Source organism: Rheinheimera baltica DSM 14885 (assembly GCF_000425345.1).
Classification (GTDB): Bacteria; Pseudomonadota; Gammaproteobacteria; order Enterobacterales; family Alteromonadaceae; genus Alishewanella; species Alishewanella baltica.
Map to the genome: position 1 here is coordinate 1 of NZ_AUDG01000027.1, position 25,788 is coordinate 25,788.

Here is a 25,788-nt window from a genome sequence, read left to right on the forward strand (position 1 = left end):
TGGGATTCGAGAAAAACGGTAGTACAAAAATACACCGAATAAGCTTGTTACTGCTGCTGAGCAATTTAGCTTCATTAGTGCTGATATTACTGGGTGTTGGGCTGACCGTAGCCAATCAGCAACGCCGGTTCCAGGCAAACAGCTATCGGGATAAACGTGTCTTATCGTTTCATACCTTGGGGTTAAGAGCGGTGGCAAAGCAGGTAATGTTTACAACAACACAGTGGCGCAGTACCTTGCGCCACTGCAAACACTTGCTAGATACAACGAGTTACAACATTGAATGCGGGGGCTAAATTCGTGGGGATCCCTCAGGGTCAGATCAAAATTAAATAACTGAAATTTTGAAAGTTTAATTTTGATCTGACCCCGTTTATTCTTTCACACCCAGCGCTTCGGCTTTAGCCAGTTTGCTGGCACCTACCTTGCTACCGCACACCAGATAATTGGTTTTGCTGTTTACGGCTTTTTGTACGTTGGCACCCAGTTGTTCGGCTTGATCTTCCATCTCTTCTCTGCTGTCTGCGCTAAACACACCGGTAAACACCAGTGCCAAGCCGGCTAAAGGCTGCTCTGCCGTTGCTGCGTCACCAAAGTAGTTCAGTGAATTCTCAAACCCATTAGCTTCCAACCAGCTCACCAACTCTGTTGGCAAAATGTACAAATGCAGTGATTCATAACCATAGGCAAATACCTGACCTGGGAACCACTGCTGAGCCAGACGGATTATTGCGGCAAAGTAGGCGCTGGTGTCTTCATCCTCGCTGGGCTCTTCTAAATCCGCCACGCCAAGGCGCTCACCATTAACCTTGATAGTAATACGTTCGCCACGGCGGGTATAACTGAGTTTGGCGTCGCCTTTAATATCACACAGCGCTTGTAATGGCGCAGTAAAGGCCGGGTAAGGTTTGTCGTAATCTTCTGTCTCTAACTGCATGCTTTCAATAAAGCTTCCAAAGTACACACAGCGATTGGCAAAATGCTGCTGCAATATGGCATTGGCGTCAGTTTCAGTAGTGGTAACCGGATAACCCTGCTGCTCCAGGTGTTGCTTCAGCGCCACTAGTTCGCCAGGCCAGGGCTCGGCAGCAAACGCATCGGGTGAACTTGTCGGCTCAGGCTGTTCCGGCTCAGCCGCTTCACATTCAGGCTGCTGCGGCTTAGCAGCCGCGGCCGGCGGCTGGTAATTAGCCAGCGCGTCTTCTTTTAATTGCTGCCACAGGGCTTGCCACTCTGGGGCGGACTTTTCCAGTTGTTCAGCATAAGCTTCAATAATCTGCCGCTGCTGTGCGGGCTGATGTTCTCTGTTGGCATTAAAAGCTGCTAGAAACCTAAAATCACTGCAGAATGAGGCAAACCGCTCTGCCTCTTCGCTAACTAATTCATAGCGGTTAGTTGTGTAGGACTCATGCAAATGCGGTAAACATTGTAAAGGCAAGCTATCAAACAAAATAATTTGCTTTAAGACATTTTCATCCAATATTGAAAGCACTCTGGATAATTCAGTTTCCAGTTTATGCTTGGCACTCCTGAAGTCACTTTGCACTGAAGCGCTATGCTTAAGTTGTTGTATATACTGAAGCCAGGCGGTATTTCGAAAAAAAAACTGATAAAGCTCGACATCGCGACCATTCAGCACTGTATTATCGATTTCAGGGCTGTACTCATCCGGGCGGACAGAAACCACTCCGTTGTAACCTAAAAATCGATAACCTTCTTCAAAATAATTAAACTCTTGCGCGTTCATCGCAACCACTTGCCACCAAACTGCTTCATTCGCACTAGGGTGCCAGGCTAACTGTTCCGCTAAACTTAGCTCAGGTTGTTGACGGTTATCTACAAATTTAAGGTTGCCTTTCACATAATATTGCTCGTACAAGCGCATTTCTGAACCAGTGGCACCTAGCATTTTGAAACGCGCAGCAATGCGCTGCCATTTGGCTTTACGCTCGGCCAGCCAAGCTTTGTCTTTAATATGCCAGTAATCAGAAGGTTTATATAAGTTCGTCATCGTCAAAACTCGTGAGTGGATCAGCGAAAGAGTACTCAGGGTCAGCACAACACTAACTGACCCTAAATATCCTTTTTCGAATTAGCAGTTGGCAGTACTAAGATACTGCTGCAGTTCGTCGGCGGCTGCAGTAGGCAGGTACGCATAGCCTATCTCGTATTCATTCTGGCTATCAAACACAAAGCGACCGGTTAAGTGCTGCTCGGCAAACTCAGTTAAATCGTCCAAAAAACTGGTGTCTGAATAAGAGCTGTCGTGGGTATAGGTCCACTCATGCAGTTGGCCAAAGGCGGTAAAACTTACGTTGATTTCGCTATCACCGTTTTCGTCACTCAGTTCCGTGTTTAATTGCTGTAGCTGCCATTCGCCGCCTGTCGCTTCGCTTGCCGCCTGCCAATGCTGCGGGTAAAAATCACGTAATTCTTCTTCCGTATAAGCACCAAACGGCTCGGTTGCAAAGCTATTGGTAAGCTCAGGAATAAGCGCTACCAGGGCTTCCGTAAAGTCGAAATAGTCTTGTTGCTGCAGTGCTTTTAACTGCGCGGGTTTAAGCGGTGTAACATCGACATCGAAAGCCTGTAGCCGCTGCGCCAAAAACTGATATTTTTCCAGCACTGACAGCTCAATAAACGCCAGTTGGGCCTCGTTAAACTCCTCCGGCTCGGCGTCATCTAAATCTTCATCAAAATCGATGTCGTCGTCATCGGCATACATGTCCAGCACCATTTGCATTGCCAAAGGCCACCACTCATAAAAGGCGTCTTGCTGATTAGGGATGCCATCAGCGGGTTGTTCGTCATAACAATTACTATCAAACAGTTGGTGTGCGATGCCGTTTAACGTACTGACAACCGCCGTTGCTGAGTTGATACAGGCTTCATCGTCGGCATTTTCAGCCAAAGCAGACAGCTCTTGCAATAAACACTGCTGCAACCAAGGTGCAAAGCTATAGGCTTCCAGTTCACCGATACGCAAAATTAAATCTGTTACCTGCAACTCACCGGGTGAAAGCGCTTCGTCTTGCCAGATAGTTTGCCACAGCAGGGTGTTAATGCGGTCCAGCACGGCCAGCGTTTCCGGCAACGACGTAGTGGCCGTCATGGCAGCCAGTCGAATTTGCTCGGCTAACGCCACCTGCTCTGCCAACTCTTCTTCTGTCAGCTCCTCTTCTGCTATATCGTCTTCTTGCTGAAATAACGACGCCAGACCATTCGGGTCTTTCATCAGGCTGCGCGCCAGTTCGGCTACCGCTTCACCAATTTCCTGTTTAGAGGGCTGGGTTAAAAACTCGTCCTTTTTTGTCATTTATATTCTCCTGTAATGTCATCAAGATAAATAACCGTTATTACTTTACGGCCCGGCAAATTTAAGTAAAAAAGTAAATTAAATTAGGTACCAAAAATTGGCAATATAATTATTAAGATTTAATAACCTGTAAAGTCAAATTGCATTTAGTTAATAACGATTACATTACACGAGGGGTTTAGACGCCGCTTTAGGGGCAAAAACCACAGGATGTTGGATTTTTTACCCCACAAAGTGGACAATCAGCTTATATTACTGTCTTTAGACTGACGTTTATCACCCACAAGGGTGTTTTTTTATCAGGGATTTTTTCTTTATGTCTATCATTATTAAGCAAATTGCTGCAGAGATTGCTGCCCGTCCGGAACAGGTTGCTGCTACCATAGCGCTGTTGGACGAAGGCGCAACAGTGCCTTTTATCGCCCGTTACCGCAAAGAAATTACCGGCGGTTTAGACGATACGCAATTGCGCCACTTAGATCAGCGCTTAATTTATTTACGTGAGCTGGAAGAGCGTCGCCAGGTGATTTTAAAAACCATCGACGAGCAAGGTAAATTAACCCCTGAGCTGAAAAATGACATTTTATCTGCCGACAATAAAACCCGTTTAGAAGATTTATACCTGCCCTATAAAGCCAAACGCCGCACCAAAGGCCAAATTGCTATTGAAGCGGGTATTTTGCCACTGGCCGATGCGCTGCAGCAAAACCCCAAACTAAACCCGCAGACTGAAGCCACAGCTTACATTAATGCTGATGCCGGCTTTGCCGACGAGAAAGCCGTACTGGATGGCGCGAAATATATTTTAATGGAACGCTTTGCCGAAGACGCCAATTTGTTAGCGCGGCTGCGCCAGCACCTGGCACAACATGCCGTGGTTAAAAGCACCGTTGTCGCGGGGAAGGAGCAAGACGGCGCTAAATTTCGTGATTACTTCGATTACAGCGAAAGCTGGAAAACCACACCGTCGCACAGGGCGCTGGCAATACTGCGCGGCCGCAACGAAGGCGTTTTACAGTTGCAATTAGTACCAGATGCTAACGAAGAAACCGCACACAGCCTGTGCGAACAGATGATTGCCAGCCACTTTAATATTAAAGATGAAGGCCGTGCAGCAGACACCTTTTTACGCACCGCTGTGCAATGGACCTGGAAGGTAAAACTGCACCTTAGCCTGGAAAACGACTTACTGGGCGAGCTGCGGGAAAAAGCCGAAGAAGAAGCGATTAAGGTATTTGCCCGCAACTTAAAAGACTTACTGATGGCAGCACCAGCCGGTATGCGCACAACCTTAGCACTGGATCCCGGCTTACGTACCGGCGTTAAGGTTACCGCCATTGATGAAACTGGCAAGCTGCTGGCGCAAACCACCATATTTCCGCATGCGCCACAAAATGCCTGGGATAAATCGGTACGCACCTTAACCATGCTATGCCAGCAACATAAGGTGGAATTGATCGCCATTGGTAACGGCACGGCATCACGCGAAACCGATAAACTGGCCGCGGAAGTACTGAAAGCCTTGCCCAACCAAGCGATACAGAAAATCATGGTGTCAGAAGCCGGTGCGTCGGTTTATTCCGCCTCAGAGCTCGCTGCACAGGAGTTTCCGGATTTAGACGTGTCATTACGTGGCGCTGTCTCTATTGGTCGCCGCTTACAAGACCCACTGGCCGAGCTGGTAAAAATTGAACCCAAAGCCATTGGTGTAGGCCAGTACCAGCACGACGTAAACCAAAGTTTATTAACTAAGTCGCTCGATGGCGTAGTAGAAGACTGTGTAAACGCTGTTGGCGTAGATTTAAATACTGCCTCAGTACCGCTGTTAGCCCGGGTTGCCGGCCTAAATAAAACTCTGGCGCAGAATATTGTATTTCACCGTGACAGCAATGGCCGCTTCAACGAGCGTAAAGAGCTGCTTAAAGTGCCACGTTTAGGGCCAAAAGCCTTTGAACAAGCAGCCGGTTTTTTGCGTATTAACAACGGTAAAAATCCGCTGGACGCATCTGGTGTGCACCCTGAAGCCTACCCGCTGGTAGAAAAAATTCTTAGTTCACACCAAAAAAGCGTTGAGCAAATAATTGGTAATAGCAGCTTTTTAAAAAGTGTTGATGCCAAAGCCTTTGCTGATGAGAGTTTTGGTGTGCCCACCATTACTGACATTTTAAAAGAACTGGATAAACCCGGCCGCGACCCCCGCCCCGAGTTTAAAACGGCTAGCTTTAAAGACGGTGTGGAAACTTTAAAAGATTTGAAAGCAGGCATGTTGCTGGAAGGTGTGGTAACTAACGTAACCAACTTTGGTGCCTTTGTTGATATTGGCGTGCACCAGGACGGTTTAGTGCATATTTCATCGCTTACTGACAAGTTTGTTAGCGACCCACACGAAGTGGTTAAAGCGGGTGATGTGGTGAAGGTAAAAGTACTGGATGTAGAGGTTGAGCGTAAGCGTATTGCCTTAACCATGCGCTTAGATGAGCAGCCCACCCCTAAAACAACCGATAAACCGGCACAGCGGGCGCAGGGTAATGCACAAAGTCACTCACAAAGTAATAGAAACCCGGCACCACGTGCGGCAAAACCGGTAGACAATAACGCGGCTATGGGTAATGCCTTTGCTGAAGCTTTTGCGAAACTAAAAAAATAATAGTAAGACAGATGCAGATCAGGCTTGTTGACTAAACTGCCTGCTCTGCGGCTCGGTGGCGCGGGCATAAAAGCTGGAAACAACATTACGACGCAGCGCATATTCAGCGCCAGCGGCAAAGGTATCTCGCTGAGGGGTAACAATGGCAGCACTGCCATCTTGCTCATTCATGGTGTAACTAAAGGTTTCTTTGCCAGAAGCGCCCGTAACATCACCGGCAACGCCCGCATCTGACGACGTATCGCTAGCAGAATCCGTTTTACCCGCTTGCGCGCTTTGCATAACTAACTCGGCTTGTGCAGCCATTTGGCGTTGCATTGCCTCCGCAGCAATGCGCCGGTCTGCACCAGAGGGTTCCGCCGGTGCTAAGGCAGCAGAACGAACTTGCTGCATCTTCTGAATTGTCGCTTGCGGATCACCTGAAATAGGCGATATATCAATGGGTACTTCACCGCCCACAGCATATTGCTGGCCGTCGGGCCCACGTTGATAAGTATAGCTTGGCGCACCAGCATATTGGCCACCGATAGCAGCATGCGCTTGTTCATGCGCCTTTACTTCCATATCCCGGCTTTTAAGTTCCTGGATTTCCCGTTGTTCTTGCTGTTCAACCTGCTTCTGTTTCGCATCCTGTTGCTTAGCATCTTGCTGCGTTGAATCATCGCTGTCACGGTCGCTGGCGTTACCCTGCTGTTCATCAGAGCGTCCTTCACCACGTCCGTCTATAGCTTGTTGGGTTTCGGTTTCTTTGCCGTTGGCATCATAAAGTGAAACTGTAGAATTATTTGAACCTGCAACGCGCGTTTTTTCATCGCTAACTACCGGTTTTTCGGCACCGGTCTTTTCTGCCGATTTTACCGGTTCAAATAAATCGCGACGAACAGCATCACGACGCGCCATCTCCGTTGGAGGGTTCGCCGTATTGATACTGACATTGGGATAATTTGACACCAGCATTTTCGTTATACTCTGATATCGATAACCGTGCCTAGCACTTCATCAGCAGTTTGAATACTACGAGTATTGGCCTGGGCATTACGTTCTTCCTGGCCCAGTTGCACCAAACTGTTAATGACCGGCTCTGGCTGAGCAGCATATTGTAAAGGTCTGGAAGCCTGAGGCGCATCAGTTTCACGTATGGCTTGTTCTGTTTCATTTTGTTGTGCAGCCCGGGTTTGACGGTTAATGTCGATGGTGGCGTCGGTTACGCCCGCACTCGCCCGTTGAAAACCTTGTACACCCGAATACAACGCAGATTGAATGTCCATGGTAGAACTCCCGCACATTTAGCAAATAGTGTTTAATTATTAACCAAAACAGCCAAAAAAGAAAGTCTATACCTTCCTAAGACTGGCGGCTAATAGACTATTTCAAGAAAACTTCAACCATGCCATGATCTTAACCAGATTAAAAAACTATCAGGGTGTGAAATAAAGGGCGCGTGCGAGGCATGCCCGGCAATATCAAACTGTGCTGCTGGCTGTAATTGTTTGAGTTTTTCTACAACGCTTACCGGAACCAGTGCATCAAGCCTACCAAAGTAGCCTGCCACTGGCTGCTTAAGTGCACTAAATTCGGCTCTTAAATCACACTGACTAAGCAGTTGCAACGCGGCTTCTACTGCTTCGGCCTGTGGTGCCGGATAAGCCAAAATAGCCTGCTTTAACTGCTTGGTATCATTACGGGCGCTGGTACTACCCATTGCTTGAATGGCAAGAAAACGGTCAATGGTTTGTGGCAGATTGTTCTTTAACGACAAAGCAAATTGCTGCATGACAGCAGCTGACATACCGGGCCAATCTTGCTGGGCTAAAAAGCACGGCGACGCGGCAATAAGCGCTAAGCGTTTTACTTTACGCGGATATTTAGCCGCTAATGCGATAGCCAGTAACCCGCCTAATGACCAACCGGCAACATAACTATTATCGGGAAAATCTTGCGCCATAAAGTCTAAAACAGCGTCTAAACTGTACGGCGATGGGAAGGCAGTAGCATTCCCAAAACCGGGTAGATCAGGCGTAAGTATTTTTATGGTATCGGGCAACCCGGCAACGATGGTGCGCCAAACGCCCTGGTTAACCCCCCAGCCATGCAGTAAAACCAACACCGGTTTGTCAGAATTCATTTCGCCTGCCATAGTTGCAATATTGTAAATTAAAGTGATGTATTAGTTTGCTAAAACACCTGTTAAGGGCGCTGCACAAGATATGGCATCAACTATTACCGACACCCTGTTTATGGTGTAGTTTACCGGTACACCGTTTTGACTGCCAGCTTTGTGATGTCTGTGAAGAGGCTCTACCTAAGCTACCTTATGCTTTGTGCCATTATAATTTGCTCTGGTTGCCACATGTCGCCCGAGGCTTGCATAAACCTGCATTTGATACGTTATTAAGCGTGAGCTATTACAAGCTGCCTTATCAGCACTGGTTACAACGCTGGAAATTTTCTCACGATCTAGCTGCAGGTGATCTGTTAACACAGCAGCTGGCAGCAATAGTCGCCCAATATCAGCAACAAGGTGGCAAACTGCCAGATGCTATCCTTTATGTGCCCATGCACCGGGCTAAACAACGCTCTCGTGGCTTTAACCCTGCTGAAATTTTGGCGCAACAGGTAGCAAAACAGCTGAAATTACCGCTGTTAACCGTGCTATATAGACCACATCAGCAACAGGCTCAGGTTGGTTTAAGCCGCAAGCAGCGGCAGCGCAACCTGCGAAAAGCCTTTGCATTATCCAGCCAACAACCGCTACCCGCCAACGTGGCGTTGGTTGATGACGTTGTTACCACCGGCGCCACAGCTAATACATTATGTCAGTTATTACGCCGCCACGGTGTAAAGCATATTAGCCTTTGGACCGTGGCCGTTACCTTGTTTGATTAATCTGCAGAGGTGCTAAACGCCGTACCTAAATACATCGCATTCACTAATAGTCGGCTGGAGCCGAAAAAGTATCCGCGAAATACCGGATTGTCCGTCATAGCAATTACCCGCCCTTTTCCAATATTGTGTGCCAGCAATACGGCACTTTGACTAATGCGTGGCACATACTCTGGCGCTGTGTAACCGGCTAGCTGCGGTGATGTATTGTACAAGGCTACGTTAACAAAAGGCGCCTGACTGGGTTGTAATAACATGGTGCTGTTTTTAAACACTGGCAACGTGGCGTGGGTAAGGCCAAACGTCAGTGGGTGGCTTAAATCCAGATCAGCCTGATAAATTGCACCAGCAATACGCTGTTTACCCGCCAGCATCTCTTTGTCTTGATAACTTAAATTATGCTGTGGAATAAGGCTGGTCATTTCTTCGCCCTGCCATACCCCCGCTTTAAGCAAACCCACCTTGGCCAGCCACGCTGCCCCACGCTTATGCCCCCACAGCACACCGCCCTGCTCTGCCCACTGTTTTAGCTGGCTGACTTCCTTGTCTTGCCACGCATTGTAGTTACCATCTGGCAGTACTATATGACTGTAGCGACTTAAATCTAACTGTCGCAGCCGTTGTGGCTCGGCTAACGTAGGGGTTATACCTGCCAAACGTTCCAGGTTATACCAAGCCTCTCCGGCTTCAGTAGAGTTAATGTCGGGGCCGGCCAATAGCAATATAGTGGGTAATGCTACCGGCACAAATTTTCTGCTACCTAAATCGCTACCACTTGCAGTTAAGCCTGAACTAATCGCATAAACCGGCACGGAAAACTGCTGCTTTACGCGTTGTAAGCGGGCAAACCAGTCTGGTTGCTGCTGTAAACCGGCAGGCAAAACCATTGCCCCGGCAGCCAAAGCTATCTCGCTCTCGCCACTGGTCGCCGTGACGTTATTCATCGCAGCGCGCAACACTAACTTTTCAGCCAGCAACGCTTGTAATAACAGAGGGGCTTGCTGATCTTGCCAGTTAAAGGCATAGGCATAGGCTCCTGGGGTCAAGGCCGCGCGTTTCGTTGCACTGGCTTGCCAGGACGAGCTAAGCTGTGATTTCGCTGGCTCCCGGCTAACGCCAGCAAACTGAATGTTGTAAGCATAGGGCAGTGTCCAGGCTGAGACATCATAGAAGGTGTTATCTGCAAAGTTCTTTTCTGTACTAAACATCGCCTTAATCAAGCGAAATTGCGGTTGCTGCAATGGGACATAAAAACTCTTTTCAGCTGGGTACGTTATGTCACCGTCTTGCCAGTCACGGCTGAGTTTAAACACGTCGACATGATGTCGTTGCAGCACGTCAAGCAACCCAGCCAAGCGGGTTGTGTCGTCGGATTCAGTGAAAATATAACCGCGGGTTTTGCTATTTTTAGCCTGTTGCAAGGCCGATTTATAAAACTCTTGCTGATAGCTTAATAGCTCTGCCCGTTTAGCTACAGCACCGCGAATGGTAGAAAGAGAGGCGGTAAGTTGATTTTGGATAGTGGCGCTAAAACTAAGCGGCCCATTGATACTGTCCTGCAAATGACCGCGGCTGCTGGCTTGTTCAAACAAGATACCCACACTGCCTTGAATATCCGGGTAAGTAGAGCCTTTACCTATGTAAAAGTCATCGAAAATTTCTTCGGTAAAATACAGTTGCTCAGCTTTATCTAACGCTGATGCATGAAACGTTGCCAGTGCCCGTGTCAGTTCAAAATTACGCTTCGGTGTCAGCGGATAGTTACGGCTAGGGATGCCTGGTTGAAAGAAGAATGTACTATCCGTTCCCATTTCATGGTAATCAGCAACAATATTTGGCAACCACTGTTGATATTGTGCAATACGCGCCCGGCTTTCCGGATGCTGCAGCAGTAACCAATCACGATTTAAGTCGAACCAGTAGTGATTCGGCCTGCCATTTGGCCAGGGTTCATTGTGCTCTCTGTGTTGCGGATCAGCGACTGGTGCTGCGCCTTTATGCATATTCGCCCAGTTGGCAAACCGGTCATGCCCGTCTGGATTCATGCTGGGCTGTATAATAATGACGGCGTTATCCAGCCAGTTCTTTACTTCGTTGTTTTCAGCGGCAGCAAGATACTGCGCTACCAATAACGCCGCGTTAGCACCGCTAGGTTCGTTGCCATGTATACTGTAACCCAGCCAAATAATCACCGGGGCATCGGCAGATGCTGTCTCGCCCAAACGTGCAGCAGCAACATGTTGCTGCCTAATTTGCTCAAGCTTGCTGAGGTTGCCAGGTGAAGAAACAACCAGCTGCAATAGCGGCCTTTGTTCATGGCTGTAGCCAATAGTTTCTAAATCAGCGCGTGGTGATGCCTTAGATAATTGCTCCATATAACGCTGAATTTGATCATGGCGCATATGCCAGTCACCCACCTTAAAACCCAGCACTTGCTCAGGTGTTGGCAGGCTTGTATCTTTAACCGTTGGCACATAAGTTGTAACTGCCTTGCTATAACAACTAAAGGCAAAAAGCGCCACTAAGGTGTAATATTTCATGTTTGATATCCTCTATGCTGCGGCTAACTTAGCCATATCGGACGCAAAACTCAAGCAGGACTGGCATCACAGAAACAGGAAGAGTATCATAGCGATTAACCTAGTAATTTAGTCAGGTACTCTCTTATGATTACAATTTCTAAACAGGCACAACAACATTTTGCCAAGCTGTTATCCAAACAACCTGCCGGCACCCATATTCGCGTGTTTGTGGTTAACCCAGGCACGGCACAAGCGGAGTGTGGCGTATCTTACTGCCCACCAGATGCGGTAGAGGATTCTGACTTAACAGTAAATTTCACCGGTTTTGATGCCGTTGTTGACAGCGAAAGTAAACCTTTTCTAGTCGATGCTGAAATTGATTTTGTTACCGATCAGATGGGCTCGCAGCTTACATTAAAAGCGCCGAATGCCAAAGTACGCAAGGTGAGTGACGACGCGTCATTAATGGAGCGGGTGCAATATGTTATCGACAGTGAAATTAATCCACAGTTGGCAAACCATGGTGGCCGGGTGTCAGTAATGGAGCTGACCGGCGACGGTGTAGCTGTACTTCAATTTGGCGGTGGCTGTAACGGTTGCTCACAGGTTGATTTAACGCTAAAAGAAGGTATTGAAAAAGAACTGCTAAACCGCTTTAGTGGCGAACTTAATGGTGTACGAGATATTACTGAACACCAACGCGGTGAGCATTCTTACTACTAGAACCCGCCCTGCATTGCTTGACTAAAGCTGCACTGACAACCCGTATGTGCTATAAAGCCGCTGTGCTTTAATCGCCTTACGGGTATGTTATCGATGAAAACCTTAGTATTATGTTTTAGCTTATTTTTCACCGTAATGCTGCCTGCTCAAGCGGCAGTGATGTTAATTTATCATCATGTCGCAACCGACACTCCACGCGTTACCAGTGTTACACCGGCCGAACTGCGCCAGCATTTACAACACCTTAAAGACAACCAATTTCAGGTCATTGGCCTGGATACATTAATTGCACAGTTGAAACAGGGTAAGGCTGTCGCCGACAATGCCGTTGTCATTACTTTTGATGACAGTTATGCCAATAATTTTACGACGGCACACCCGATTTTGCAGGAATTTGGTTACCCCTATACCATTTTTATTAGCCCGGGTAGTATTGATAAAGGCGATGGTCCGTTGCTTAGTTGGCAACAAGTTAAGCAAATGTCTGATGACGGCGTGTTAGTAGCAAACCATGCGATGTGGCATGAACATATGGCGCAGCCCGACGCAGGTGAAAGCAAATCACAATGGCTTGAGCGCATGCGTCAGAGCATACTTAGTGCGGAAGATAAAATTGAACACTACACCGGGCAACGCCACCAGTGGTTAGCCTACCCTTACGGTGAATACAGTGCAGCGTTAGAGCAGCTGGTTGAGGAACTTGGCTTTATTGGTATTGGTCAACAATCAGGTGCTATTGGTAGTACGACTGTTTTAACCCGCATTCCTCGTTATCCAGCCGCTGGGGTTTATGCCGACATAAAAAGTCTTGCTCAGAAACTGCGTACCTTGCCATTTCAGATTACGCACTATCATGGTGCTGACCCGGTGATCACCGCCAATCCGCCAACACTATCACTTACGTTAAAAGCGAATGATTTTGTTCGCAGCCAGCTGCAATGCTTTGCTGGCAGTGAAGTGCTTACGCCAGAGTGGTTAGACGACGATACTTTTACGGTTACGGCAAGCAAAGCGTTAGGCAAAGGCCGGGCGCGATACAATTGCACTGCGCCATCACTCAGTAAAAAAGGCTATTTTTATTGGTATTCCCAGCCCTGGCTTAACCCGCGTTAAGCTTGTTCAGCACTAACGGAAAATCTGCCAACAGCTGCTCAACATTAATCACTGGTAACTCTCCCACTTGCATTGGGGGTTTAAACATGGCAACCAGTTGGCCTTGCGGATTAATCAATACCACAGAGGCACTGTGGTCCACCAGGTAATCCTGCGACGTGCTGCTAAGGGCATACATTAACCCCAATTGCCGAACAAATGGAAACAACTGGTCATGCCCTGCAGTCATCCCAAGCACACTGGCCTGTTCAAAGTAGCTTACATAGCGGTTCAGTTGTTCAATACTGTCGCGGTTCGGGTCAACTGAAATAAACCAGACCTTTAGCGGCTGTGACACCTGTTCAGCCAGCTTTGGTTGTGCACCCGCCAGTTTGGCCAAGGTTAATGGACATATATCCGGGCAAGAAGTATAACCCACAAACGCCAGCGTCCATTGGCCATAAAGTCGTTCACGATTAACCGTTTCGCCGTGATGATCGGTTAAATTAAAATCGGCTAAAGCTCTTGGCTGCGGGTAAACCAAGGCAAGTTTAGGCTCTGCGCTAACCTGCGACAGCTGATACAACATAACGCCGGCAATCAATGCCCCGGCGGCCAACAATAAGTAGGTTAAATTACGAAACATAAATCGGCGACACCTTAAAATAGTGGTCTACAAGCAACAACAAAAATAATACCATCAAGTGTGTTATTGAAAACTTAAAGGTTGCCATTGCAGTACTGTTATCAGCGTCAAATTTAAGCTTCCAGGCATACTGCATAAAACGCAAATTGAGCAAGGCGCTACCCACCAGATAAATTGCCCCGCTCATGCCAACTAAATAGGGCATTAAGCATACTAAAAAAAGCAATACGGTATATAAGCAAATTACACTCTTTGTAAATTCGATACCGTGCGTTACCGGTAACATAGGCATATTAACTTTGGCATAGTCATCACGTCGATGAATTGCCAACGCCCAAAAATGGGGTGGTGTCCAGGCGAAAATGATCATCACCAACAGCAGTGCGTGGCCATCAACACTACCGGTTATTGCGGTCCACCCCAGTAGTGGAGGCATGGCCCCTGCCAGGCCGCCAATAACAATATTTTGCGGCGTAGCACGTTTTAAAAACATGGTGTACACCACGGCATAGCCAAACAAACTGGCTAAGGTTAACCATGCGGTAAGTGCGTTAACCGTCAGATAAAGTAACACAAAACCAGTTAGTGCAAGGCTAAAGGCAAAAGTGATTGCCTGACTTGGGCTAATCCGACCTTTAGCAACGGGCCGGCTGTAAGTTCGCGCCATTTGCGCATCGATACGCTGGTCCACAACGTGATTCATTGCAGCCGCGGCGGCTGATAACAAGCCTATACCTATTGTTGCAGCAATTACCGTCAATAAATTAGGTAGTCCCGGCACAGCCAACATCATGCCAACCCATGCAGTGAGAACCAGTAAAGCAACGACTTTAGGCTTGGTCAGTTCAAGGTAATCGTGTAGGCGACTTACACCGGCTTTGCTTTTTATTATGACGGTCATAGCGTTTCCTTGCTTAACAGTGCGTTACTGCGATGTATTTGGACGTAAATTAGTACCAATAGCATAAGTAAATTTGCAGCAATAAAGTTATGCGCTACGGCATTGGCTAAAGGCAAATGTAACACCACATTCAGCACGCCCAAACTAAACTGAACTACCAGCAACGACGCAGCGGCTGCTGTTAACCGTTTCATCGTTGTACTGGTAGCGCGTCGCCAAAGTTTTACTAAAAAAACTGACAACACCAGCACGGTAATGACAGCACCGAGTCGATGAAATACATGCACCGTCTGACGCGCTTCTGCTGACATCACGCCATACTCATAATCATCGTGCCCCAGATGTAAGTCGAATGCCTCACTGACATTGAGCCGATCTATCCAACCGGCTTCGCACACTGGTAAATCAATACAAGCTAATGCAGCATAATTTGCTGCGGTCCAACCACCCAGTGCAATTTGGCCGACCAATACCATCACAGCCAGCGCAGCCAAAGGTTTTAAACTTCGAAGTTCAGGCTCTTGTACCTGATGCTGCGGATGCAATGTTAGCCAGTGTACGGCTAACAAACAGAGCAATGAAAAACCACCGAGCAAATGCCCCATTACCACCAAGGGCAATAAGTTTAATGTAACGGTCCACATGCCCAGCGCAGCCTGAAAAACCACTAACGCCAATAGTATACCCGGCAACAGTTTTGGGCTTTGCCGGCGAAACATTGCGCTAAAAAAAATAGCGGCGATTAGCAAGCCCAAACTACCGGCGAAATAACGATGGATCATTTCATTCCAGGCTTTGTGTGGTTCTAGCGGGCGCTCCGGAAACGCTTGCTGCGCCGCTTCTATGTGATGCTCCTGATGCGGTACTTTTAAAAAACCGTAACAACCGGGCCAATCCGGGCAGCCTAAACCCGCATCGGTTAACCGCGTATAAGCGCCCAATAAAATCACACCCATAGTCAGGAAAATGGCGATGGTAGCCAGCCATTGTTGTTTCTTCATACTTTGGTCCGGTCGTAATTAAGCAATTTGAGTAAATCCTGACGTATGGCTTTGGCAGTACTGGCCATATCTGCTTCTTCTGGCATGGCATAACTCAGCAACACCAAGCCTTGCTGGTCAATAAGTAAAATGCGATCTTGCAGTGTGGCAGGTACAGTTTGCGCTGCAGCGAGGAGGGTAAAGCTATTAAATTCTTCCGGCAGCGACGCATCACTTAATAAAACCGGCTGCACATGTTCTTGCTTACGCCCTAAGCCTACATAGAGTTGCTGCACGGTATAAAGTGCTTGCTGACAACGCTCCGAGCATTCGCTGGCTGGCGCTACCGCAAGACGCCAATGCGCTTTTTCCTGGCTTGCAGCGAGTAAAAACACCTCTTCTTGCTGCCACGCCCCTTTACTGGACGACCCTCCGTTATACCAGCCCATCTCGAGCACGAGCTTGGCTGCCAGTAACGGCAAGCCGCAACAAAGTATAAATAACAGCAGAAATTTTTTCTTATTCATTATTTGCTTTCCCATGATGACTGGCAGCAAGTGCGACACCAATAACGGCTACTGCCAGTAAAAACCATTGCAATGCATAGCCTCTATGCTTTTCGGGCGGCAGAACAACGGGTTGATAGTGTGGTAGAAAATCTGAAGTTTGTTGTTGATATAACAAGGTAGGATACAACGCCAGGCCGCTAATACCCGACAATTCTGCAAAACTAACCTGCTGAATACGCATTGGCCAGGCACCGTCATTTTCAGCATTTTGCCCCAGTAACAGTAAACCGTCGGGCTGAGTGCGTAGCAGGCCATCAAGCTTTAACGACACAGGGATTTGTAATTGCGGTAAAGTATCACGCCGGTCTGTAGCCGCCAGCCACCCCAGATTCACCAGCAGTGGCTGGCTAAGTCCTTCAGCCTGAACCGGCACAACGACATCGTACCCCACTCTGCCATTAACAATTTGGTTATCTAACAACCAAATAAAAGGCGCTAACCAGCGGCCCTGTGCTTGAAATGGTGCACCATCAATATCGGTTTCTGAAAGTTGATTTAACTGCGCGCCCCGCAATGCACCGTTACTTTGCAACTGCGCCAGTCTTTGCAACTGCTGCGTTTTTTCTTCGGCGCGGCTTAGCTGCCACCATGACAAGTTGATTAAAATAGCAAAAGCAGTCAAAGTGATTACAACCCAAAGCAGGTTAAAGGCAAAAATCTGCTTAGCCAGCTTAATGCGCATAACACTTATCCCGGAGAGCTCTGTCAATGTGGCTTAAACTTGTCATCATAGCGCTACTACTTTTTATTGTATTTAACCTGATACGTGCAGGAGTGGTGATGTTAAAAGCACCTGATCCCAGCGTAAAAATGTCACAGTTTCTTGGTAGACGGGTATTGTTCTCCGCTATAGTACTGATCATTATTTTTATCGCCTTGGCGCTGGGGCTCATACAACAGAACCCCAGACCGTATTAACGCGTTACAGTACGTAGACAAAAAAGTACAAACATAGCCAAACAACATCAACAAAATGCCAATACCAGGCCGCAGCTTGAAAGGCAAAATGTTTCTCTGGCGTAAAGTGGCCTTTTAACACACGAAAGAACACAAACAGTAAAATTATGGCTCCCAACGTAACATGCATACCGTGAAATCCGGTTAGCAAAAAGAAGGTGTTGCCATAAAAACCCGATGCCAGTGTTAAGCCCAAATCCCGATAGGCATGGATATACTCATACACTTGTAAGCTAAGAAAAGTTGCACCTAACAATAAGGTTACCAGTAACATTAACTTCAGTTGACCACGCTTGTTTTGCTCTAAACCAGTGTGAGCAAAATGCAGTGTAATAGACGAAATGACCAGTATCGCCGTATTAATTAGTGGTAATCCTGTTGCTGGCATCGCTTGCGTCTCAATGCCGCCAGGTGTTTTCAGTAACGGCCACATAGCATCAAAACCAGGCCATAGTAGTTGAAAGGTCATGGCGTTATTGCTGCCACCACTTAACCAGTCCAGTGCAATGACACGGCCATAAAACAACGCACCAAAAAACGCCATAAAGAACATCACTTCAGACAAAATAAACCAACTCATGCCTTGGCGAAAAGAGCGGTCCATCTGTGCACTGTATAAGCCACTCATTGATTCATCAATAACGTTTTTAAACCAGCCAAACAGCATAATAATTAATACAACAAAGCCTGCTGCCAGCATGTAGCCGCCAAAACCAGGTTGTTGCTTTGTTACTTCATTGACAAAGTTTCCTGCACCAAAAGCAATTAAAAACAACGCCACGGCACCGACAATAGGCCATGGGCTTTGGGCGGGAACATAATATTTTTCATAGGTTTTATTCATGTTATTCCCCAAGTTGGGTCGACTCAGCGGTGCTTTCAGTCCAGCCATTCGTCACGTCATACAAGGTGTACGACAACGTAATAGTAGAAAACTGACTGGGTAGCGCTGGGTCAACATAAAACTGTAACGGCATTAGCATGTTTTTACCGGCATCCAACTTCTGCTGGGTGAAGCAAAAACACTCAATTTTGTGGAAGTATAATGCAGCCTGGCCAGGAGAAACCGATGGCACAGCCTGACCCACGATAAAGCGTCCGGTAGGGTTTTCTGCCAAGTAATTCATAATATGAATTTCTCCGGGATGCACCGTCATACGACGCACTTCTGGCTCAAAAATCCACGGCATCTGTTTGTTGGGTCGGGCGATAAACTCAATCACCACTTCGCGGCTAATATCAATCTGCGCAGCGTCAGCGGTGGCCGCAGTTGTCGCGGTTTTACCGTTTAAACCCGTCAGGTCGCAAAACACGTCATACAACGGCACCAAAGCAAAACCAAACCCAAACATGGCCAATGCAATGACGGCTAATTTTACGGTTAAAGGCTGATGTTTCAGTGCCATTGTTTGCTCCTACTTCACGTGTGGCGGCGTCTCAAAAGTATGATATGGCGCCGGTGACGGCACTTCCCATTCCAAACCTTCGGCACCTTCCCAAACTTGCGCTGTCGCTTTCTCTCCACCTCGTGCACATTTCACCACTAGCCAGACAAAAAGCAGCTGTGACGCGCCGAATAGGAAACCACCGATGCTAATAAAGGCGTTAAAGTCAGCAAATTGCAGCGCGTAATCAGGGATCCGGCGCGGCATACCTGCCAACCCAACAAAGTGCATAGGGAAGAACAACAAGTTAACGGAAATCAGCGAGCACCAAAAATGCCACTGGCCCAGCTTTTCATCGTACATAAAGCCGGTCCATTTCGGTAACCAGTAATAGGCCGCCGCAATAATGGAGAACACTGCACCTGTTACTAACACATAGTGGAAATGCGCTACCACAAAGTAAGTATCATGGTATTGGAAGTCGGCCGGTGTTATCGCCAACATCAAGCCAGAAAAGCCACCGATGGTAAACAGTACAATAAAGGCCAGCGCAAACATCATCGGCACCTCAAACGTCATAGCACCGCGCCACATTGTCGCCACCCAGTTAAATACTTTAACCCCGGTCGGCACCGCAATTAACATGGTGCAATACATAAAGAACAAGGCCCCGGCAACTGGCATACCAGTGGTAAACATATGGTGCGCCCATACCAGAAACGACAATATCGCGATACTGGATGTGGCATAAACCATGGAGGCATAACCAAACAGGGGTTTACGCGCAAAGGTGGGGACTATACTCGACACGATACCGAAGGCTGGCAATATCATGATATACACTTCAGGGTGACCAAAGAACCAGAAAATATGCTGGAACAATACCGGGTCGCCACCACCGGCGGCGTCAAAGAAGCTAGTGCCAAAATATTTGTCGGTCAATACCATTGTTACTGCACCGGCTAATACCGGCATAACCATAATCAGCAAAAACGCGGTAATTAACCAAGTCCATACAAACAGTGGCATTTTCATCCAGGTCATGCCTGGTGCCCGTAAGTTGAAAATGGTAACGATAACGTTGATCGCTCCCATGATGGACGATATACCCATTATATGCACAGAGAAAACAAATAATGCGGTACTGTCTCCACTATAGGTTGTTGATAACGGTGCATAGAATGTCCAACCGAACGCCGGACCACCGCCTGGCATAAACAGCGAAATTAATAGAATTAAAAACGCAAATGGCAGGATCCAGAAGCTCCAGTTATTCATCCTGGGTAGCGCCATATCCGGCGCGCCAATCATCATCGGTATCATCCAATTGGCTAAGCCGGTAAAGGCAGGCATTACCGCGCCAAATACCATAATCAGGCCATGCACTGTGGTCATCTGGTTAAAGAAGTTCGGCTCAACGAACTGCATACCCGGCTGGAATAACTCAGCCCGGATCACCATTGCCATGGCGCCACCAATAAAAAACATGATTAGCGCAAACACCAGGTACATGGTACCGATGTCTTTGTGGTTAGTGGTATACAACCAGCGCTTTATGCCGCTGGGTTTATGGTCATGATGCTCGTGATCATGTTCATGATCTGTCACTGCTGCGCTCATCCGTTATTCCCCTTTACCTTGCATGACAGCGTAGACGTCTGCAGCCTGCACTAATTCGCCAGTATTGTTACCCCAGGCATTGCGCTCGTAGGTAATTACCGCGGCAATTTCTTTTAAACTTAATTGCTTGGCGTAAGCTTGCATGGCTGTACCTGTTTTACCGTTCAGCACAATATTAATATGCCCCGGGATATCAGCTAACGCCATGCTACTGCCTTTAAGCGCAGGGAAAATACCCGGTAAACCTTCGCCATTCGGCTGATGGCAGGCGGCACAATATGCAGTGTAGGTGCGCTCACCAACATCCATCAACTCATCCATTCCCATGTTCATGGCAAGCAATTCTTGTTCTTCCGCTTTAGCTTTGGCTATGCGCTCAGCCTCACCATTCACCCAGGTGTCAAAGTCTGCAGGGCTTTTCGCAATAACCACCACAGGCATATAACCATGGTCTTTGCCACAAAGCTCAGCACACTGGCCGCGATAGATACCGGGTTCATCTACCCGGGTCCATGCTTCATTGATAAAACCCGGATTAGCATCTTTTTTGACGGCAAAAGCAGGTACCCACCAAGAATGGATAACATCATCAGAGGTCATCAAAAAACGTACTTTTTTACCGGTGGGAATAACGAGCGGACGGTCTACTTCCAGCAAATAATTTTCGCCTTTAGCGAGCTTATTGACAATTTGCTCCTTTGGCGTTGCTAAGAGTGAGTAATATTCGACATCGTGTTCTAAATATTTGTAATGCCATTTCCATTGTGAACCGGTAATAACCACGGTGACGTCTGCTTGCGTAGTGTCTTCCATAGCAATAAGGGTTTTAGTAGCCGGAATGGCCATAATAATTAGAATTAATACCGGTATAGCAGTCCAGAGTATTTCTACTTTGGTGCTTTCGTGGAATTGGGCTGGCTGCACACCTCGCGCTTTTCGATGGCGAACGATAGACCAAAACATGATCCCGAACACCACTGCACCAATAACACAACAAATCAGAAAAATGGTCATGTGCAGGTCGTAAACCTGCCGACTAATTTCTGTTACCCCTTTGGTCATATTAAGGGGCATATCTGTTGCATTAGCTGTTGCAGCTAAAAGCAGGGTTGGCAGCGACCAACGAAGACTACGCGTTTTCGTCACTGGACTTCTCCTCTGTCATTTTGCAAAGCAAACTGCAGAAACTAAGTACACAGTACTACACGGCTCTTACTCACCCACACCGAACCCATGTCTGAAGTTTCATCAGTTTATTATTGTTATTATCGGTTTCGGGGCTAGCGCTGAAACCGGAACTGATTCTATTGTTATTTTTTAATCAGTAACAGCCTAAGAATTATCCAAATCGCAATCAGTGTAAACCCCTAAATAACAAAAGCGCCGGCAAACCTCAGTGGTCGTACCAGCGCTTATGGCAAAATAACTTATTGAGGTTAGTACAAATTACAACCAACTTCCATTACGAATCACGCCTACAGCCAAGCCTTCAATGGCAAAATGCTGCGCGCTGAGATCAACCTTAATCACATCGAAATCTTTGTTTTCCGGATGCAACAATATTGTACTGCCGTCTCGCTGAAAACGTTTAACGGTAACATCTTCGTCTACCCGGGCTACTATCACCTGTCCGGGTTCAGCCTGCTGCGTTTTGTGTACCGCGAGTAAATCACCATCCAAGATACCAATATCCTGCATGCTCATGCCCTGCACGCGCAGCAGAAAATCAGCATGCGGTTTAAATAAATGCGCATCCACCTGGTAATGATCCTGTACGTGTTCTGCAGCAAGAATGGGTTGTCCAGCAGCAACCTTACCTATAAGTGGTAGCCCTAGCTGCACGGGCTCATCCATTTCTACCAGCCGGATGCCACGTGACGTTCCTGGCATCATTTCTATAACGCCTTTTTTAGCCAACGCTTTTAGGTGCTCCTCTGCAGCGTTTGCCGATTTAAAACCTAATTGCTGAGCTATTTCGGCTCGTGTAGGTGGCATACCGCTATCTTGCTGGTAATCTTTTATCAATTGCAAAATTTCTGCCTGTCGTGGCGTCAGTGGTCTCATAGTGCTGTTTACCTGTACAGTGAATACTGTGAGTATATACAGGCGTATTACAATTGCAAGTTTCTGTGTTGCGGCACAATTTTCTACTTGGCACGGCCATGTTATGCTATATCACAGTATTTAACTCTGGATGAGATGGCTATGTTCCGGCCGGTAAAATTGTTTGCAGCCTTATTAAAATGGCCGATGTGGCCACTGTTGAAGTATAAAACAGTCCCTGAGCAACCCATTACTGAGCTGGCACTTTCTACAAGCCGCCCTTTGTTTTATGTTTGCACGACCGAATCTGCCGCTGACTTAGCAGCTATCCGCCGTATTTGTCATAAACTGGATCTGCCTGATCCCACCGACGACGTCAGTCTTAATGGCACAAGTCACCCCCGGACCTTATTTTTAGAGAAGCCCCACACCCTAGTGTTTAAACGCGGCAAAACAACCGCCTTGGCACAAGGACAAGCATTACTGCAAGCTCACCTTGATGACCCTGACTTAAACGCACAACTTGTGCCAGTATCGTTGTTGTGGGGCAGAGCACCCGGCAAAGAAAACAGCATAAAATGGTTACTCGGCGAAGCACACGCGCCAAACTGGCTTGCTAAGCTATTGATTGTGTTGATTTCAGGGCGCCACTCGCTGGTGCGTTTTAGCAGAGCAGTATCGTTGCAACAAATGGCTGCGCAATATGGTGCTGCAGAGCAAACAGCGCATAAACTGTTACGTATGTCTCGCTTCCACTTTTATCGTCAACGCTTAGCGGCTACAGGCCCAAAAATGGTTAACCGTGCGCAGCTATTTAACGCGTTATTGGCCGCACCCGCGTTAAAAAAAGCGGTTGAAGACGAAGCCAAAGCAAAACGTATTCCACGCTCAGCAGCAAGACAGCAAGCACGTAAACTGTTGTTGGAAATTGCCGCAGATTATCGCGCATCCACACTACGAGTGGGCGATAGAGTGCTGCGCTGGCTGTGGAACAAGCTCTATACCGGCATCAAAATTAATAATGCCGACATGTTGCGAGATTTAGCCCAGAAGGGACATGAAATTGTTTATGTCCCCTGCCATCGTAGCCACATGGACTATCTGTTACTGAGTTATGTCATTTATCAGCAAGGTCTGGCACCACCGCACATTGCTGCCGGTATCAACCTGAACTTTTGGCCTGCTGGGCCCATTTTTCGCCGTGGTGGCGCGTTTTTTATTCGTCGGAGTTTTAGCGGAAATAAGCTTTATTCAGCGGTATTTCGTGAATATTTGTGCCAATTATTCAGTAAAGGCCACTCAATAAAATATTATACCGAAGGCGGCCGCAGTCGAACTGGGCGATTACTTCAGCCTAAAACTGGCATGCTGGCGATGACGTTACAATCCATGCTGCGTGGTATTGAACGCCCTGTGACGCTTGTCCCCGTTTATCTTGGTTATGAGCATGTAATGGAGGTGAACACTTACTTACGTGAATTAAAAGGTTCGGGTAAGCAAAAAGAGTCCGTTTGGGGCGTCGTTAAAGCCATTCGTAATTTGCGCGATTATGGCTATGGTTATGTCAACTTTGGTGAACCCATCACATTAAATAGTTATCTGACTCAACACGTACCCCATTGGAAGCAGGATGTTCATCCACTGGAAGTACAAAAACCACAGTGGTTGAACCCCACTGTTGCTATCTTGGCCGAAAGCCTGATGCAGCGTATTAACCAGGCTGCAGCACTTAACAGCATTAACCTTATCGCATTATGTTTATTAGCAACGGAGAAACATACGCTAACCCGTGCGGAACTGGCACAACAAATCAAGTACTACTTATCACTGCAACGCGAAGCACCTTATCACCAGCAAATGACATTGCCGGAGGAAAGCGCGGAGCAGTTAATTGATCATGCAATATCACTAGATAAGGTACAGCAACACAACGATAGTTTCGGACAACTGATTAGTTTGACCGATGACAACGCCATTTTAATGAGCTATTACCGTAATAATGTGCTGCATTTGTTTATCTTACCGGCCATTATTGCCAGTGCCGTTTTGCATCGTAGAGAAATAAATCAGCAGCAACTATTATCCATAGTGCAGCAACTGCTACCTTTGCTGCAGCAAGAATTGTTTTTATCCTTAGCAGATGTCGATACCTATTGCAGCGCTGTGTTGCAACATTTGGTTGAAGCTAATCTGGTAGAGCAGCATGCTGAAAGCTATAGGGCCCCAACTCAGCATAGCAACGGCTACTTTATGTTAAGCATGCTTGCACATAATGCTGAGCATACATTGCAACGCTACGCCATGGTACTGCAGCTCATCGAAAGCCAGGGAGCGCAAAGCCGTACAGTATTAGAGAAACACTGTCATGAGTTAGCACAACGTTTACTCAACCTGCACGGCATTACTGCACCGGAATATTACGACAAGCAACTGTTCGCTACCCTGGTAAACGCGTTAAAAGACGGCGGTTTTACCCGTAACGACGAGCAAAACAGGGTTGTTGCTACTGCGCAGTTACCGGCTCTGAATACCACCGTTAGCATGCTGCTACGCAATGATGTGTTGCAGAGTATTCACAGCATCGTCCCTACCAGCGTATCTTAGCGGCTGGTAGGATACGAGCGAATAACCCCTTCCTGAATGGTAGACGCCACTAAGGTGCCGGCCCGGTTGTAAAACTGGCCGCGCACCAACCCTCTACCACCTGAAGCACTGGGGCTGTCTACCGCATAGAGCAACCAATCATCGAAACGAAAATCCTGATGAAACCACATGGCATGATCGATAGTTGCAACCTGCATATTCGGCGCCATAAAAGATTTACCATGTGGCTGCAATGCTGTAGGTAAAAAATTAAAATCAGAGGCATAAGCCAGCAAATATTTATGCACCCGCAAATCATCTGGCATAGCGCCATTGGCTTTAAACCAGACATAACGTTTTGCTGGGCTAATCTGTGCTTTAAACGGGTTTTGAAAATCAACCGGACGCATTTCTATAGGTTTTTCACAAATAAATTTACTGCGTAAACTTTCGGGTATTAGCTGAGCATGCTGTTGATAAAACTCTAGATCGGACACCAGATCTTCCGGTTGTGGTAATTGCGGCATCACATCCTGATGCTCAAAGCCGCTTTCTTCAGCCTGAAACGACGCCGTCAAATAAAAAATGGGCTTACCGTACTGAATGGCACTAACCCGACGCGTACTAAAACTCTTGCCATCACGAATATTTTCGACTTCGTAAACTATGGCCTTTGCCGCATCTCCTGGTCGCAAAAAATAGGAGTGAAAAGAATGCACCTTACGATCTTCAGCCATGGTTTCTTTCGCGGCAGACAGCGCCTGTCCCATAACCTGCCCACCAAAAACCGCTTTAAAACCCAAATCCTGACTTTGGCCACGGTACAACCCTTGCTCAATGGTTTCCAGCTTTAATAATGACAGTAAATTCTGTAATACCTGACTCATTGCCGTCCCTTTGTATTCCGTTTGCTTAAAGTAT

23 protein-coding genes and 1 pseudogene are annotated in these 25,788 nt (G+C 47.3%); 7 read left to right on the top strand and 17 right to left on the bottom strand.

Annotation, left to right across the window (positions count from 1 at the left end; translation table 11 throughout):
* Positions 1–296, top strand: a pseudogene (locus tag H595_RS24275) (hypothetical protein); the annotation flags it as partial.
* A 77-nt stretch (positions 297–373) separates the two neighbouring features.
* On the opposite strand, the gene H595_RS0110445 reads toward H595_RS24275, so the two are convergent.
* Positions 374–2,011: a BRCT domain-containing protein gene (locus tag H595_RS0110445; protein ID WP_027671171.1), complete on the bottom strand. Its 1,638-nt coding sequence runs from the start codon at positions 2,009–2,011 to the stop codon at positions 374–376.
* 81 nt (positions 2,012–2,092) lie between these two features.
* Positions 2,093–3,316 carry a hypothetical protein gene (locus H595_RS0110450; protein ID WP_027671172.1) on the bottom strand — a complete coding sequence of 408 codons (1,224 nt, stop codon included), beginning with the start codon at positions 3,314–3,316 and terminating at the stop codon, positions 2,093–2,095.
* A 316-nt stretch (positions 3,317–3,632) separates the two neighbouring features.
* Here H595_RS0110450 and H595_RS0110455 point away from each other — a divergent pair, with 316 nt between their 5' ends.
* Entirely contained in the window at positions 3,633–5,963 is a 2,331-nt protein-coding gene (locus tag H595_RS0110455; protein ID WP_027671173.1) for a Tex family protein, read from the top strand.
* An 18-nt stretch (positions 5,964–5,981) separates the two neighbouring features.
* On the opposite strand, the gene H595_RS0110460 is transcribed toward H595_RS0110455, so the two are convergent.
* The 3 genes from H595_RS0110460 to bioH all read right to left on the bottom strand — a co-directional run bounded on the left by H595_RS0110460 (position 5,982) and on the right by bioH (position 8,088).
* Complete coding sequence (locus H595_RS0110460) at positions 5,982–6,920, bottom strand: putative metalloprotease CJM1_0395 family protein (protein ID WP_027671174.1); 939 nt, start codon at positions 6,918–6,920, stop codon at positions 5,982–5,984.
* Between the two features lie 5 nt (positions 6,921–6,925).
* Complete coding sequence (locus H595_RS0110465; protein WP_027671175.1) at positions 6,926–7,231, bottom strand: hypothetical protein; 306 nt, start codon at positions 7,229–7,231, stop codon at positions 6,926–6,928.
* Between the two features lie 113 nt (positions 7,232–7,344).
* A complete protein-coding gene (gene bioH / locus H595_RS0110470; protein WP_240474873.1) occupies positions 7,345–8,088 on the bottom strand; it encodes a pimeloyl-ACP methyl ester esterase BioH in 744 nt (247 codons plus the stop codon).
* A 239-nt stretch (positions 8,089–8,327) separates the two neighbouring features.
* Between bioH and H595_RS0110475 the strand changes: the two genes are divergently transcribed.
* Positions 8,328–8,849, top strand: coding sequence for a ComF family protein (locus H595_RS0110475; RefSeq protein WP_240474874.1), 522 nt, complete (start codon positions 8,328–8,330; stop codon positions 8,847–8,849).
* Here the strand turns inward: H595_RS0110475 and H595_RS0110480 are convergent.
* Positions 8,846–11,386, bottom strand: coding sequence for a M14 metallopeptidase family protein (locus H595_RS0110480; RefSeq protein WP_027671178.1), 2,541 nt, complete (start codon positions 11,384–11,386; stop codon positions 8,846–8,848). The genes H595_RS0110475 and H595_RS0110480 overlap by 4 nt on opposite strands.
* Before the next feature lie 126 nt (positions 11,387–11,512).
* On the opposite strand from H595_RS0110480, the gene nfuA reads away from it, so the two are divergent.
* Both nfuA and H595_RS0110495 read left to right on the top strand, forming a co-directional pair.
* Complete coding sequence (nfuA, locus tag H595_RS0110490) at positions 11,513–12,091, top strand: Fe-S biogenesis protein NfuA (RefSeq protein WP_027671179.1); 579 nt, start codon at positions 11,513–11,515, stop codon at positions 12,089–12,091.
* A gap of 93 nt (positions 12,092–12,184) precedes the next feature.
* The gene (locus H595_RS0110495) at positions 12,185–13,204 is read left to right on the top strand and encodes a polysaccharide deacetylase family protein (protein WP_027671180.1); all 1,020 of its coding nucleotides are present in this window, start codon (positions 12,185–12,187) and stop codon (positions 13,202–13,204) included.
* Here the strand turns inward: H595_RS0110495 and H595_RS0110500 are convergent.
* The 5 genes from H595_RS0110500 to H595_RS0110520 are packed head-to-tail and all read right to left on the bottom strand — an operon-like array spanning position 13,191 to position 16,961.
* Positions 13,191–13,829, bottom strand: coding sequence for an SCO family protein (locus tag H595_RS0110500; RefSeq protein WP_027671181.1), 639 nt, complete (start codon positions 13,827–13,829; stop codon positions 13,191–13,193). The genes H595_RS0110495 and H595_RS0110500 overlap by 14 nt on opposite strands.
* The gene (cyoE, locus tag H595_RS0110505) at positions 13,819–14,730 is read right to left on the bottom strand and encodes a heme o synthase (protein ID WP_027671182.1); all 912 of its coding nucleotides are present in this window, start codon (positions 14,728–14,730) and stop codon (positions 13,819–13,821) included. The genes H595_RS0110500 and cyoE overlap by 11 nt, the downstream gene beginning before the upstream one ends.
* On the bottom strand, positions 14,727–15,731 hold the full coding sequence (locus H595_RS0110510; RefSeq protein WP_027671183.1) for a COX15/CtaA family protein: 1,005 nt from the start codon (positions 15,729–15,731) through the stop codon (positions 14,727–14,729). The genes cyoE and H595_RS0110510 overlap by 4 nt, the downstream gene beginning before the upstream one ends.
* Positions 15,728–16,237 (bottom strand): hypothetical protein, encoded by a 510-nt coding sequence (locus tag H595_RS0110515; protein WP_027671184.1) that lies wholly within the window; start codon positions 16,235–16,237, stop codon positions 15,728–15,730. The genes H595_RS0110510 and H595_RS0110515 overlap by 4 nt, the downstream gene beginning before the upstream one ends.
* A complete protein-coding gene (locus H595_RS0110520) occupies positions 16,230–16,961 on the bottom strand; it encodes an SURF1 family protein (RefSeq protein WP_027671185.1) in 732 nt (243 codons plus the stop codon). The genes H595_RS0110515 and H595_RS0110520 overlap by 8 nt, the downstream gene beginning before the upstream one ends.
* A 26-nt stretch (positions 16,962–16,987) precedes the next feature.
* On the opposite strand from H595_RS0110520, the gene H595_RS0110525 reads away from it, so the two are divergent.
* Entirely contained in the window at positions 16,988–17,197 is a 210-nt protein-coding gene (locus H595_RS0110525; protein WP_027671186.1) for a DUF2909 domain-containing protein, read from the top strand.
* A gap of 4 nt (positions 17,198–17,201) precedes the next feature.
* Here the strand turns inward: H595_RS0110525 and H595_RS0110530 are convergent, their stop codons facing one another.
* The 5 genes from H595_RS0110530 to lexA form a co-directional block, all read right to left on the bottom strand.
* A complete protein-coding gene (locus H595_RS0110530; RefSeq protein WP_027671187.1) occupies positions 17,202–18,080 on the bottom strand; it encodes a cytochrome c oxidase subunit 3 in 879 nt (292 codons plus the stop codon).
* 1 nt (position 18,081) lies between these two features.
* Complete coding sequence (locus H595_RS0110535) at positions 18,082–18,642, bottom strand: cytochrome c oxidase assembly protein (RefSeq protein ID WP_027671188.1); 561 nt, start codon at positions 18,640–18,642, stop codon at positions 18,082–18,084.
* 9 nt (positions 18,643–18,651) lie between these two features.
* A complete protein-coding gene (gene ctaD / locus H595_RS0110540; RefSeq protein ID WP_027671189.1) occupies positions 18,652–20,241 on the bottom strand; it encodes a cytochrome c oxidase subunit I in 1,590 nt (529 codons plus the stop codon).
* Between the two features lie 3 nt (positions 20,242–20,244).
* Positions 20,245–21,387 carry a cytochrome c oxidase subunit II gene (gene coxB / locus H595_RS0110545; protein WP_338109714.1) on the bottom strand — a complete coding sequence of 381 codons (1,143 nt, stop codon included), beginning with the start codon at positions 21,385–21,387 and terminating at the stop codon, positions 20,245–20,247.
* Positions 21,388–21,687: 300 nt separating this feature from the next.
* A complete protein-coding gene (gene lexA / locus H595_RS0110550; RefSeq protein ID WP_027671191.1) occupies positions 21,688–22,305 on the bottom strand; it encodes a transcriptional repressor LexA in 618 nt (205 codons plus the stop codon).
* Between the two features lie 141 nt (positions 22,306–22,446).
* Here lexA and plsB point away from each other — a divergent pair, with 141 nt between their 5' ends.
* Positions 22,447–24,888, top strand: a complete 2,442-nt coding sequence (gene plsB, locus H595_RS0110555) for a glycerol-3-phosphate 1-O-acyltransferase PlsB (RefSeq protein ID WP_037054448.1) — start codon at positions 22,447–22,449, stop codon at positions 24,886–24,888.
* Here the strand turns inward: plsB and tesB are convergent.
* Positions 24,885–25,754 (bottom strand): acyl-CoA thioesterase II, encoded by an 870-nt coding sequence (gene tesB, locus H595_RS0110560; protein WP_027671193.1) that lies wholly within the window; start codon positions 25,752–25,754, stop codon positions 24,885–24,887. The two genes, plsB and tesB, sit on opposite strands and share 4 nt — an antisense overlap.
* Between the last annotated feature and the right edge of the window lie 34 nt (positions 25,755–25,788).